The organism is Bacteroides sp. 3_1_23 (assembly GCF_000162555.1).
GTDB lineage: Bacteria > Bacteroidota > Bacteroidia > Bacteroidales > Bacteroidaceae > Bacteroides > Bacteroides ovatus.
Map to the genome: position 1 here is coordinate 1 of NZ_GG774955.1, position 11,555 is coordinate 11,555.

12 protein-coding genes and 2 rRNA genes are annotated in these 11,555 nt (G+C 41.9%); 12 read left to right on the forward strand and 2 right to left on the reverse strand.

The genetic code is table 11. From position 1 onward, the window contains the following. The 7 genes from HMPREF9010_RS0124615 to der form a co-directional block, all read left to right on the forward strand. A 23S ribosomal RNA gene (locus HMPREF9010_RS0124615) occupies nt 1–251 on the forward strand; the annotation flags it as partial. A 77-nt stretch (nt 252–328) separates the two neighbouring features. Then, nucleotides 329–439, forward strand: a 5S ribosomal RNA gene (gene rrf / locus HMPREF9010_RS06595). A gap of 206 nt (nt 440–645) precedes the next feature. Then, nucleotides 646–1,224, forward strand: coding sequence for a YceD family protein (locus tag HMPREF9010_RS06590; protein WP_008650412.1), 579 nt, complete (start codon nt 646–648; stop codon nt 1,222–1,224). Nucleotides 1,225–1,236: 12 nt separating this feature from the next. Then, nucleotides 1,237–1,422 carry a 50S ribosomal protein L32 gene (rpmF, locus tag HMPREF9010_RS06585; RefSeq protein ID WP_004296852.1) on the forward strand — a complete coding sequence of 62 codons (186 nt, stop codon included), beginning with the start codon at nt 1,237–1,239 and terminating at the stop codon, nt 1,420–1,422. Between the two features lie 87 nt (nt 1,423–1,509). Beyond that, nucleotides 1,510–2,517 (forward strand): beta-ketoacyl-ACP synthase III, encoded by a 1,008-nt coding sequence (locus tag HMPREF9010_RS06580; protein ID WP_004297146.1) that lies wholly within the window; start codon nt 1,510–1,512, stop codon nt 2,515–2,517. Nucleotides 2,518–2,603: 86 nt separating this feature from the next. Continuing rightward, nucleotides 2,604–3,485 carry a GTPase Era gene (gene era / locus HMPREF9010_RS06575; RefSeq protein ID WP_004297147.1) on the forward strand — a complete coding sequence of 294 codons (882 nt, stop codon included), beginning with the start codon at nt 2,604–2,606 and terminating at the stop codon, nt 3,483–3,485. 48 nt (nt 3,486–3,533) lie between these two features. Further along, the gene (der, locus tag HMPREF9010_RS06570; RefSeq protein ID WP_004297149.1) at nt 3,534–4,847 is read left to right on the forward strand and encodes a ribosome biogenesis GTPase Der; all 1,314 of its coding nucleotides are present in this window, start codon (nt 3,534–3,536) and stop codon (nt 4,845–4,847) included. A 106-nt stretch (nt 4,848–4,953) separates the two neighbouring features. Here the strand turns inward: der and lptB are convergent, their stop codons facing one another. Next, nucleotides 4,954–5,715, reverse strand: coding sequence for an LPS export ABC transporter ATP-binding protein (gene lptB, locus HMPREF9010_RS06565; RefSeq protein ID WP_004297152.1), 762 nt, complete (start codon nt 5,713–5,715; stop codon nt 4,954–4,956). Nucleotides 5,716–5,790: 75 nt separating this feature from the next. Between lptB and HMPREF9010_RS06560 the strand changes: the two genes are divergently transcribed. Next, entirely contained in the window at nt 5,791–6,534 is a 744-nt protein-coding gene (locus HMPREF9010_RS06560; RefSeq protein ID WP_004297154.1) for an MlaE family ABC transporter permease, read from the forward strand. Next, nucleotides 6,531–7,301 carry an ABC transporter ATP-binding protein gene (locus HMPREF9010_RS06555; protein WP_004297155.1) on the forward strand — a complete coding sequence of 257 codons (771 nt, stop codon included), beginning with the start codon at nt 6,531–6,533 and terminating at the stop codon, nt 7,299–7,301. The genes HMPREF9010_RS06560 and HMPREF9010_RS06555 overlap by 4 nt, the downstream gene beginning before the upstream one ends. A 66-nt stretch (nt 7,302–7,367) precedes the next feature. On the opposite strand, the gene HMPREF9010_RS06550 is transcribed toward HMPREF9010_RS06555, so the two are convergent. Then, nucleotides 7,368–7,613, reverse strand: coding sequence for an RNA recognition motif domain-containing protein (locus tag HMPREF9010_RS06550; RefSeq protein ID WP_004297160.1), 246 nt, complete (start codon nt 7,611–7,613; stop codon nt 7,368–7,370). 441 nt (nt 7,614–8,054) lie between these two features. Between HMPREF9010_RS06550 and tig the strand changes: the two genes are divergently transcribed. The 3 genes from tig (at nt 8,055) to clpX (ending at nt 11,463) form a co-directional block, all read left to right on the forward strand. Beyond that, the gene (tig, locus tag HMPREF9010_RS06545; protein ID WP_004297162.1) at nt 8,055–9,410 is read left to right on the forward strand and encodes a trigger factor; all 1,356 of its coding nucleotides are present in this window, start codon (nt 8,055–8,057) and stop codon (nt 9,408–9,410) included. 143 nt (nt 9,411–9,553) lie between these two features. After that, nucleotides 9,554–10,216 carry an ATP-dependent Clp endopeptidase proteolytic subunit ClpP gene (clpP, locus tag HMPREF9010_RS06540; protein WP_004297164.1) on the forward strand — a complete coding sequence of 221 codons (663 nt, stop codon included), beginning with the start codon at nt 9,554–9,556 and terminating at the stop codon, nt 10,214–10,216. Between the two features lie 2 nt (nt 10,217–10,218). Continuing rightward, nucleotides 10,219–11,463: an ATP-dependent Clp protease ATP-binding subunit ClpX gene (gene clpX / locus HMPREF9010_RS06535; RefSeq protein WP_004297166.1), complete on the forward strand. Its 1,245-nt coding sequence runs from the start codon at nt 10,219–10,221 to the stop codon at nt 11,461–11,463. Nucleotides 11,464–11,555: the final 92 nt, after the last annotated feature.

Sequence of the window (11,555 nt, forward strand, 5' to 3'; positions counted from 1 at the left end):
AAATTTGCGTGGCTCTGACACTAGTACGAGAGGACCGTGTTGGACTGACCGCTGGTTTACCAGTTGTGCCGCCAGGTGCATTGCTGGGTATCTAAGTCGGGATTGGATAAGTGCTGAAAGCATCTAAGTACGAAGCCAGCCACAAGATTAGATTTCTTAGGGTCGTCAAAGACGATGACGTTGATAGGATGCAGGTGTAAAGGTGGTAACATCAAAGCCGAGCATTACTAATTGCCCGTTCACTTTCTTTCTGACATGTACCGGTTGGGTATATACGTTTAGCTTGCTATACACTATGATTTTACTTTTCATCATGTCATAACCTTATTCAGGTGGTTATAGCACGAGGGTTCCACCTCTTCCCATTCCGAACAGAGAAGTTAAGCCTCGTCACGCTGATGGTACTGCGTAACAGTGGGAGAGTAGGTAGCCGCCGTTTTTAAGAAGCCTCGCTTGTCTATTGGACGGGCGAGGCTTTCTGTTTTTTATTACTTTGGTATTTATATCGCCGTTTTTAACAGATACAAACCTCATAATACCTATTAAAAAAGTGAATATTTACTGATAATTTGTATGTTATGAGGATATTTATTTGTATCTTTGTCGCCCGAATTGTAAGCTAACGATTTAAAAAAGAGAGAAGCTTTGGGAAAGTTTGATAAATACAAAATTGACTTGAAAGGAATGCAAACAGACTCTGCTAAGTATGAGTTTGTATTGGATAACCTTTACTTCGCTCACATTGATGGTCCTGAAGTTCAGAAAGGAAAGGTGAATGTTACATTGACCGTGAAAAGAACCTCTCGTGCTTTCGAGCTGAGTTTTCAGACTGAGGGAATGGTATCAGTACCATGTGACCGTTGTCTGGATGATATGGAGCTACCTATCAGTTCTTCTGATAAACTGATGGTAAAGTTTGGACATGAATATGCAGAAGAAGGTGACAACCTGATTGTGATTCCCGAGGAAGAAGGGGAAATCAACGTTGCATGGTTCATGTATGAGTTTGTTGCGCTCTCTGTACCCATGAAGCATGTACATGCTCCCGGTAAGTGCAATAAAGCGATGACTGGTAAATTGAACAAGCATTTGAAAACAAATGCGAATGAGGATAGCGATGATACTTTCGACTCAGGTGGAGATGACATCGTAATTGAGGAAGAAGTGGAGGAACAAATTGATCCCCGCTGGAATGAATTAAAAAAAATATTAGATAATAATTAAAGTTTTAAGAAAATGGCACATCCTAAGAGAAGACAATCAAGTACGAGACAAGCGAAGAGAAGAACTCATGATAAGGCAGTAGCTCCTACATTGGCTATTTGTCCGAATTGCGGTGAATGGCACGTTTACCACACTGTATGTGGTGCTTGTGGCTATTACAGAGGCAAGCTCGCTATTGAGAAAGAAGCAGCTGTATAATTAGTACAGTTATACTGAAAACAGCCTGGGGGTGAAACTCTCCGGCTGCTTTAAGTATTATAGTATTGCTAATTTAAAATAGGTTTGATGGAAAAAATAAATGCAGTAATCACAGGAGTCGGCGGGTACGTACCCGATTATATCTTGACTAACGACGAGATATCAAAAATGGTGGATACCAACGACGAATGGATTATGACTCGTATCGGAGTAAAGGAAAGACATATTCTGAATGAGGAAGGATTAGGTAGTTCATACATGGCACGCAAAGCTGCCAAACAGTTGATGAAGAAGACTGGTGCTAATCCTGATGATATCGATTTGGTTGTTGTTGCTACCACTACTCCTGACTATCACTTCCCTTCTACAGCTTCTATTCTTTGTGATAAACTCGGACTAAAGAATGCTTTTGCCTTCGACTTGCAGGCTGCTTGTAGCGGATTCCTGTATTTGATGGAGACAGCTGCTAATTTCATCCGTTCGGGAAGATATAAGAAAATTATCATTGTCGGTGCCGATAAGATGTCGTCAATGGTTAACTATACAGATCGTGCTACATGCCCTATTTTCGGTGACGGTGCTGCTGCCTTTATGGTGGAGCCCACTACGGAAGATTACGGAATCATGGATTCGATACTGAGAACAGATGGCAAAGGTTTGCCTTTCCTCCACATGAAAGCTGGTGGTTCGGTTTGTCCTCCGTCTTATTTCACAGTAGACAATAAAATGCACTATCTGTTTCAGGAAGGAAGAACAGTATTTAAATATGCTGTATCCAACATGTCGGATGTCTCTGCTGCAATCGCAGAAAAGAATGGTCTGACGAAAGATAGTATCAACTGGATTGTTCCGCATCAGGCGAATGTCCGTATTATCGAGGCTGTGGCTCACCGTATGGATGTGCCAATGGATAAAGTGTTGGTAAATATTGAGCATTACGGTAACACGAGTGCCGCTACACTTCCTCTGTGTATCTGGGATTATGAAGATAAACTCAAGAAAGGCGATAACATCATTTTCACTGCATTCGGTGCCGGATTTACTTGGGGCGCAGTGTACGTGAAATGGGGTTATGATGGAAAGAAGGAATCGTAACGTAAGTTACTGAATTATAACACTCAAAAACGCATCCTATTTCGATTCGATGCGTTTTTTTGTCTCAACCAATAAAATAAAGAGAAATGCATAAAGCAGGTTTTGTAAACATCGTAGGAAATCCGAATGTCGGAAAGTCGACATTGATGAATGTCTTGGTGGGCGAACGTATTTCGATCGCTACCTTCAAAGCGCAGACTACTCGTCACCGGATTATGGGAATCTATAATACGGATGAGATGCAGATTGTTTTTTCTGATACTCCGGGTGTGTTGAAGCCCAATTATAAGCTACAGGAGTCTATGCTGAATTTTTCTACTTCGGCATTGACGGATGCGGATATCTTGCTTTATGTAACGGACGTGGTGGAGACGCCGGATAAGAATAATGAGTTTATGGAAAAGGTGCGTCAGATGACGGTGCCTGTTCTCTTGCTCATCAATAAGATAGATCTTACAGATCAGGAAAAACTGGTAAAGCTGGTGGAAGAATGGAAAGAGTTGCTTCCCCAAGCCGAAATTATTCCGATTTCTGCTACATCAAAGTTCAATGTAGACTATGTGATGAAGCGGATCAAAGAACTGCTGCCCGATTCTCCTCCTTATTTTGGAAAGGATCAGTGGACGGATAAGCCTGCCCGTTTCTTTGTGAATGAGATTATCCGGGAAAAGATTCTGCTCTACTACGATAAAGAGATTCCCTATTCGGTGGAGGTTGTCGTGGAAGAGTTTAAGGAAGAACCGAAGAAGATTCATATTCGGGCGGTGATTAACGTGGAACGTGATTCGCAGAAAGGAATCATTATCGGTAAACAGGGAAAGGCGTTGAAGAAGGTGGCTACCGAGGCTCGCCGTGAACTGGAACGTTTCTTTGGAAAGACTATTTTCCTCGAAACGTATGTGAAAGTGGATAAGGATTGGCGTAGTTCGGATAAGGAACTCCGCAATTTTGGTTATCAGTTAGATTAAGAGTATTCATGCGACTGTGATAGTCGTGAAAAAACAAGGTATTGAACTATGGGTAATTTAGTTGCAATTGTAGGACGCCCGAATGTGGGCAAGTCTACCTTATTTAACCGTCTGACGAAGACTCGTCAGGCTATTGTGAATGAAGAAGCGGGTACAACCCGCGACAGACAATATGGCAAGTCTGAGTGGCTGGGCCGTGAATTCTCTGTGGTTGACACCGGTGGATGGGTGGTCAACTCGGATGATGTCTTTGAAGAGGAAATCCGTAAGCAGGTATTATTGGCTGTGGAAGAAGCGGATGTCATTCTGTTTGTAGTGGATGTGATGAATGGAGTGACTGACTTGGATATGCAGGTAGCTGCTATTCTGCGTCGTGCTAATAGTCCGGTGATTATGGTTGCCAATAAAACGGATAATCACGATTTGCAATATAACGCTCCCGAATTCTATAAACTGGGATTGGGCGATCCGTATTGCGTTTCTGCCATGACAGGAAGTGGTACGGGTGATTTGATGGACTTGATTGTCAGCAATTTCAAGAAAGAATCATCAGAAATCCTGGATGATGATATTCCCCGTTTTGCTGTGGTAGGACGTCCGAACGCCGGAAAGTCTTCCATTGTAAATGCATTTATTGGGGAAGAACGTAATATCGTAACAGAGATTGCCGGAACTACCCGCGACTCTATCTATACTCGTTACAATAAATTCGGATTTGATTTTTACCTGGTGGATACAGCGGGTATCCGTAAGAAAAACAAGGTAAATGAAGACTTGGAATATTATTCAGTCGTTCGTTCGATTCGTTCTATCGAAGGTTCGGATGTTTGTATTCTGATGTTGGATGCTACAAGAGGTGTTGAGGGGCAGGACTTGAATATCTTCTCTCTGATTCAGAAGAATCAGAAAGGTCTGGTAGTTGTTATAAATAAGTGGGATTTGGTGGAAGATAAATCTGTGAAAGTACAGAAAGCGTTTGAGGAAGCTGTTCGCTCGCGTTTTGCTCCGTTTGTCGATTTCCCGATCATCTTTGCTTCTGCACTGACTAAGCAACGTATTCTGAAAGTGCTTGAAGAAGCACGTAGTGTGTATGAGAACCGGACGACAAAAATCCCGACCGCACGTTTGAATGAAGAAATGCTTCCGTTGATCGAGGCTTATCCGCCTCCTTCAAATAAAGGTAAGTATATCAAAATTAAATATATCACACAGTTGCCGAATACACAGGTGCCTTCATTTGTATATTTCGCCAACTTACCGCAGTATGTGAAAGAGCCATACAAACGTTTCCTCGAAAATAAGATGCGTGAGAAATGGAATCTGACAGGTACTCCGGTTAATATTTATATTCGACAGAAATAAATAAAAAAGACACGGATTGTCTCAATTATATAGAATATATAGAGAGACAATCCGTGTCTTTTTATAAATATATCTCTGTGAGATCTTGTATTACTTTGTAGTAGACTTATTTTTCCAACTGGAAATCTTTTCGGCGTAACACGAAGCTGTTACTCAAGTATTTTTCACGTACAATCTGATTTTCCGATAATTCTTCCGGTGTTCCCTGGAAAAGGATCTTTCCTTCGAACAGCAGATAGGCGCGGTCTGTGATACTAAGCGTTTCTTGTACGTTGTGGTCGGTAATCAGGATTCCGATATTCTTGTCTTTCAGTTTCCATACAATTTGCTGGATATCTTCTACGGCAATCGGGTCGACACCGGCAAAAGGTTCGTCAAGCATGATGAATTTGGGGTCGATGGCAAGACAACGGGCAATCTCTGTACGGCGGCGCTCACCTCCCGACAACTGGTTACCTTTATTTTTGCGTACCTTTTGCAGACGGAACTCTGCAATCAGGCTTTCGAGTTTCTCTTTTTGATATTCTTTGGGCTTGTTGGTCATTTCCAGTACAGAGGCGATATTATCTTCCACGCTCATCTGGCGGAAAACGGAAGCTTCCTGTGCAAGGTAGCCGATTCCCGTTTGTGCGCGTTTGTAAACCGGATATTTGGTAATCTCCAGGTCATCGAGGAAAATACGTCCTTCATTAGGAGTAATCAGCCCTACAGTCATATAGAATGAAGTCGTCTTACCGGCACCGTTCGGTCCCAGCAAACCTACAATCTCACCTTGCTTCACATTGATGGAAACGTGGCTTACAACGGTTCGTTTACCGTACTTCTTAACCAGGTCTTCCGTGCGGAGCACCATCTTGCTTTCTTCCATATTCTAGTTATTTTGCGGCAAATGTAGTAAAAATAAGCTGAAATAATGTACATTTGCAGACAAATAGTGTGAGTTATGATAAAAGCATTGAGAACCGTCGGGAGATATTTCATGCTGATGGGTCGGACTTTTTCCCGCCCCGAACGTATGCGTATGTTCTTCCGGCAATACCTTAACGAGTTGGAGCAGCTAGGTGTGAACTCCATCGGTATTGTGCTGTTGATTTCGTTTTTCATCGGCGCAGTGATTACCATTCAGATTAAGTTGAATATCGAAAGTCCATGGATGCCCCGCTGGACAGTGGGATATGTGACACGTGAAATTATGTTGCTGGAATTTTCTTCTTCCATCATGTGTTTGATTCTTGCCGGAAAAGTCGGGTCGAATATCGCTTCGGAATTAGGAACGATGCGGGTGACGCAACAGATTGATGCGCTCGAAATTATGGGTATCAATTCGGCGAACTACCTGATTTTGCCTAAGATTACGGCGATGGTGACTGTTATTCCTATTCTAGTGACGTTTAGTATCTTTGCCGGAATCATCGGTGCCTTTTGCACGTGTTGGTTTGCCGGGGTTATGAATGCTGTCGATCTCGAATATGGTTTGCAGTATATGTTTAACGAATGGTTTATCTGGGCGGGTATCATCAAATCCCTCTTTTTTGCGTTTATCATTGCAAGTGTGTCCGCTTTCTTCGGATACACGGTAGAGGGAGGTTCGATTGCTGTAGGAAAGGCTTCTACGGATGCCGTAGTGTCCAGCAGTGTATTGATTCTGTTTTCAGACTTGATATTAACTAAACTTTTGATGGGATGATTGAGATTAAAGGACTTTATAAATCATTTGATGACAAGACAGTATTGAGTGATATCAATGCTGACTTTGCAAATGGAAAAACAAACTTGATTATCGGTCAGAGTGGTTCCGGTAAGACGGTGTTGATGAAATGTATTGTAGGATTGTTAACTCCGGAGAAAGGGGAAGTCTTGTATGACGGACGTAACCTTGTCCTGATGGGGAAGAAGGAGAAGAAGATGCTTCGCAAGGAAATGGGAATGATTTTCCAGAGTGCGGCTCTTTTTGACTCTATGACCGTATTTGATAATGTGATGTTTCCACTGAATATGTTTAGCAACGATATCTTGCGTGACCGGATCAAACGGGCGATGTTCTGTTTGGATCGTGTGAATCTGGGGGAAGCGAAAGATAAGTTTCCGGGAGAAATCAGTGGTGGTATGCAGAAGCGTGTGGCTATTGCGCGTGCGATTGCCTTGAATCCGCAATATCTGTTTTGCGATGAGCCGAACTCGGGGCTGGACCCGAAAACGTCATTGGTGATTGATGATCTGATTCATGATATTACGCAGGAATATAACATGACGACCATTATCAATACGCATGATATGAACTCTGTATTGGGAATTGGTGAGAAGGTGATTTATATTTATGAGGGACATAAAGAGTGGGAAGGTACGAAAGATGATATCTTTACTTCTACCAATGAGCGACTGAATAACTTTATCTTTGCTTCCGACTTGCTCCGTAAGGTGAAGGACGTCGAAATGCAAGGAATGGAAGGGTAATAAAAAAACTTCTGTCATCGGGTGACAGAAGTTTCTTTTTTTTCTTAGCTATGTTAGCGTCGGCAATTAAGCTCTAGGTCTAGCTTCTTTAACTACCATTGTACGGCCCATGTATTCAGCTCCGTTCAATTCAGCAATAGCTTTTGCAGCTGCAGCGTCGTCTTCCATTTCGATGAAAGCGAATCCTTTGGATTTACCGGTTTCACGGTCCATAACAACTTTAACTGATGATACTGCTCCGTAATCTTCCATCACTTGTTGCAGATCTCCTTCCTTAACACGGTAGTTAAGGTTTCCAACATAAATGTTCATAATGAAAATGATAAAAAATAAATAAATGAATAAAACTCTCTGGATAGATGGCTACTAATAAAAAGATTAAAACGACAGAGAGTTTACAAATGCGTTTTGGTAACGGAAGTAAAAACCTTGTAATCAAATCGAGAAACTAATGGTCCATCAATCCGCAACAAAGAAAAGAATAATTTTTGGATTAACCATCTTTTTGGAAAGTTAATTTGCGGATTATCAGAAAAAAAGTAGGCCGGGGGAACCTGGCGGGGTGGGTGTTGATGGTGATTTTATCTTGTTTATAGATGGAATATCAGTGAAATATCGATAAAAGATGTGTGAAAGATGGGTGGCGTTGCTGAAATAAATCTGCAATGTCTTTTGAAATTTGAAAGATTAGCACTAATTTTGCACCCTCTTTGAGTATAGAACAAAGTATAAATCAAATAAATAATTGTCAGAATGAACGTTTCATTACAAAACATTGACAAAGTAAGCGCAGAGCTTACTGTAAAGCTTGAGAAAGCCGATTATCAGGAGAAAGTAGACAAAGAGTTGAAATCACTCCGTCAGAAGGCACAGATTCCGGGATTCCGTAAAGGTATGGTTCCGACAAGTCTTATTAAAAAGATGTATGGTAAGTCGGTAATTGCAGAGGTTGTGAATAAGGCACTGCAAGAAGCTGTTTACAATTATATTAAAGAAAATAAGGTGAATATGTTGGGCGAGCCGTTGCCTAACGAAGAAAAGCAACAGAATATTGATTTCGATACAATGGAAGAATTCGATTTCGTATTCGACATCGCTTTGGCACCTGAATTTAAAGCAGAAGTAAGTGCTAAAGATAAAGTAGATTATTATACTATCGAAGTTTCTGACGAAATGATCGACAACCAGGTGAAGATGTATACTCAACGCACTGGCAAGTATGATAAGGTAGACGCTTACGAAGATAATGATATGCTGAAAGGTCTGCTGGCACAGTTGGACGAAGAAGGCAACACAAAAGAAGGTGGTATCCAGGTAGAAGCTGCAGTATTGATGCCTGCTTACATGAAGAACGACGATCAGAAAGCTATTTTTGCTAATGCAAAAGTAAATGATGTATTGGTGTTCAATCCGAATGTGGCTTATGACGGACATGCTGCTGAACTGGGTTCTTTGTTGAAGATTGACAAGGAAATTGCAAAAGACGTGAAGTCTGATTTCAGCTTCCAGGTAGAAGAAATCACTCGTTTTGTTCCGGGTGAATTGACACAGGAAGTATTCGACCAGGCATTCGGCGAAGGTGTTGTGAAGACTGAAGAAGAATTCCGCGCTAAGATTAAAGAAGAAATCGCAGCTAGATTTGTGGCTGACAGCGATTATAAATTCCTGATCGACATTCGCAAGGTGATGATGGAAAAAGTAGGTAAACTGGAATTCTCTGATGCCCTGCTGAAACGTATCATGTTGCTGAACAACGAAGAAAAGGGAGAAGAATATGTTGCTGAAAACTATGATAAGAGCATTGAAGAACTGACTTGGCACCTGATTAAGGAACAGTTGGTTGAAGCAAACGATATCAAAGTAGAACAGGAAGATGTTCTGAAGATGGCTAGAGAAACAACAAAGGCACAGTTTGCTCAATACGGTATGTTGTCTATTCCTGACGATGTGCTTGACAACTATGCACAGGAAATGTTGAAGAAGAAAGAAACTATCAATAATTTGGTAAGTCGTGTGGTAGAAGTGAAGCTTGCTGCTGCTCTGAAAGCACAGGTTACTTTGGAAAACAAGAACGTTTCGATCGAAGAATTCAATAAAATGTTTGAGTAATCATTCGGTTGAATAAAATATAAAGTCACAGAAACACAGAGTTTTTATAAAATTATAACTCTGTGTTTTTTTGTGTCTCTGTATTCTTTTTCGTTTCTTTGTACTTACGTTTATTTTTAATTTATAAGAAAGGAACAATTAACATGGATGATTTTAGAAAATACGCAACCAAGCATTTAGGAATGAATGGCATGGTATTGGATGATGTGATTAAGTCGCAGGCCGGGTATTTGAATCCCTATATTCTGGAAGAAAGACAGTTGAACGTAACTCAACTCGACGTTTTCTCCCGTTTGATGATGGACCGCATCATTTTCCTTGGTACACAAGTTGATGACTATACAGCTAATACGCTCCAGGCACAGTTGTTGTATCTGGATTCTGTGGATCCGGGTAAGGATATCTCTATCTATATCAACTCTCCGGGCGGAAGTGTATATGCCGGACTGGGCATTTATGATACGATGCAGTTTATTTCAAGCGATGTTGCTACCATCTGTACAGGTATGGCAGCTTCAATGGCAGCCGTATTGCTGGTTGCCGGTGCTGAAGGCAAACGTTCTGCATTGCCTCACTCACGTGTGATGATTCATCAGCCGATGGGTGGTGCGCAGGGACAAGCATCGGACATTGAAATCACAGCTCGTGAGATTCAGAAATTGAAGAAAGAACTTTATACGATCATCGCCGATCATTCGCATACTGATTTCGATAAAGTATGGGCGGACTCTGACCGTGACTACTGGATGACAGCTCAGGAAGCGAAAGAGTACGGTATGATTGATGAGGTATTGATTAAGAAATAAAAATGGCTGATTCAAAAACAAAGAAAAGGTGTAGCTTCTGTGGACGGTCGGAGAATGAAGTCGGATTCCTGATTACGGGAATGAACGGTTACATCTGCGACAGCTGTGCTACCCAGGCTTATGAGATCACTCAGGAAGCATTGGGAGAAGGCAAGAAAAGTGCAGGAGCTACCAAGCTCAACTTAAAAGAACTGCCCAAACCGGTAGAAATCAAGAAATTCCTCGACCAGTATGTGATCGGGCAGGATGATGCGAAACGCTTCCTTTCTGTATCGGTCTATAACCATTATAAACGTCTGTTGCAAAAAGACAGCGGTGATGATGTGGAGATTGAAAAGTCGAACATTATTATGGTGGGTAGTACCGGAACCGGGAAAACGTTGCTTGCACGCACGATTGCTAAGTTACTGCACGTGCCGTTTACTATTGTAGACGCTACAGTGCTGACGGAAGCCGGTTATGTGGGCGAAGATATCGAAAGTATTTTAACCCGTTTGCTTCAGGTGGCAGATTATAATGTACCTGAAGCTGAACAGGGTATCGTGTTTATCGACGAGATCGACAAAATTGCCCGTAAAGGAGATAATCCTTCCATCACTCGCGACGTGAGCGGTGAAGGCGTACAGCAGGGATTACTGAAATTGCTCGAAGGTTCTGTGGTGAACGTACCTCCCCAGGGAGGCCGTAAGCATCCGGACCAGAAGATGATTCCGGTAAATACCAAGAATATTCTCTTTATCTGCGGCGGTGCGTTCGACGGTATCGAGAAGAAGATCGCCCAACGGTTGAACACCCATGTCGTAGGTTATACGGCATCGCAGAAAACAGCGACGGTAGACAAGAATAACATGATGCAGTACATCGCTCCACAGGATTTGAAGTCATTCGGACTGATTCCCGAAATTATCGGACGTCTTCCGGTATTGACTTATTTGAATCCGCTGGACCGGGATGCGCTTCGTGCGATCCTTACCGAACCGAAAAACTCAATCATCAAACAGTACATCAAACTGTTTGAAATGGATGGTATCAAGCTGACATTTGAAGATGATGTCTTCGAATATATCGTCGACAAGGCGGTAGAATATAAGCTAGGTGCCCGCGGATTGCGCTCTATTGTGGAAACAATTATGATGGATGTCATGTTTGAAATCCCTTCAGAGAACAAAAAAGAGTATAAGGTGACGCTGGATTATGCAAAGATGCAACTGGAAAAAGCGAATATGGCACGACTACAAACCGCTTAAAATCAAAGAGTAAGGCTACAGAAAATGATCGTAACTGTATTTTCTTGAAAATATTAGTCGCATTTTGCTTGGTAATTACGAAGTTGTTTATA

Bases quoted from the DNA above. Each gene is read 5' to 3' on its own strand.
- clpX (WP_004297166.1), top strand. From the start codon at position 10,219: ATGGCTGATTCAAAAACAAAGAAAAGGTGTAGCTTCTGTGGACGGTCG.
- lptB (WP_004297152.1), bottom strand. From the start codon at position 5,715: ATGGAAGAAAGCAAGATGGTGCTCCGCACGGAAGACCTGGTTAAGAAG.
- der (WP_004297149.1), top strand. From the start codon at position 3,534: ATGGGTAATTTAGTTGCAATTGTAGGACGCCCGAATGTGGGCAAGTCT.
- rpmF (WP_004296852.1), top strand. From the start codon at position 1,237: ATGGCACATCCTAAGAGAAGACAATCAAGTACGAGACAAGCGAAGAGA.
- era (WP_004297147.1), top strand. From the start codon at position 2,604: ATGCATAAAGCAGGTTTTGTAAACATCGTAGGAAATCCGAATGTCGGA.
- clpP (WP_004297164.1), top strand. From the start codon at position 9,554: ATGGATGATTTTAGAAAATACGCAACCAAGCATTTAGGAATGAATGGC.
- tig (WP_004297162.1), top strand. From the start codon at position 8,055: ATGAACGTTTCATTACAAAACATTGACAAAGTAAGCGCAGAGCTTACT.
- HMPREF9010_RS06580 (WP_004297146.1), top strand. From the start codon at position 1,510: ATGGAAAAAATAAATGCAGTAATCACAGGAGTCGGCGGGTACGTACCC.
- HMPREF9010_RS06550 (WP_004297160.1), bottom strand. From the start codon at position 7,613: ATGAACATTTATGTTGGAAACCTTAACTACCGTGTTAAGGAAGGAGAT.
- HMPREF9010_RS06560 (WP_004297154.1), top strand. From the start codon at position 5,791: ATGATAAAAGCATTGAGAACCGTCGGGAGATATTTCATGCTGATGGGT.
- HMPREF9010_RS06555 (WP_004297155.1), top strand. From the start codon at position 6,531: ATGATTGAGATTAAAGGACTTTATAAATCATTTGATGACAAGACAGTA.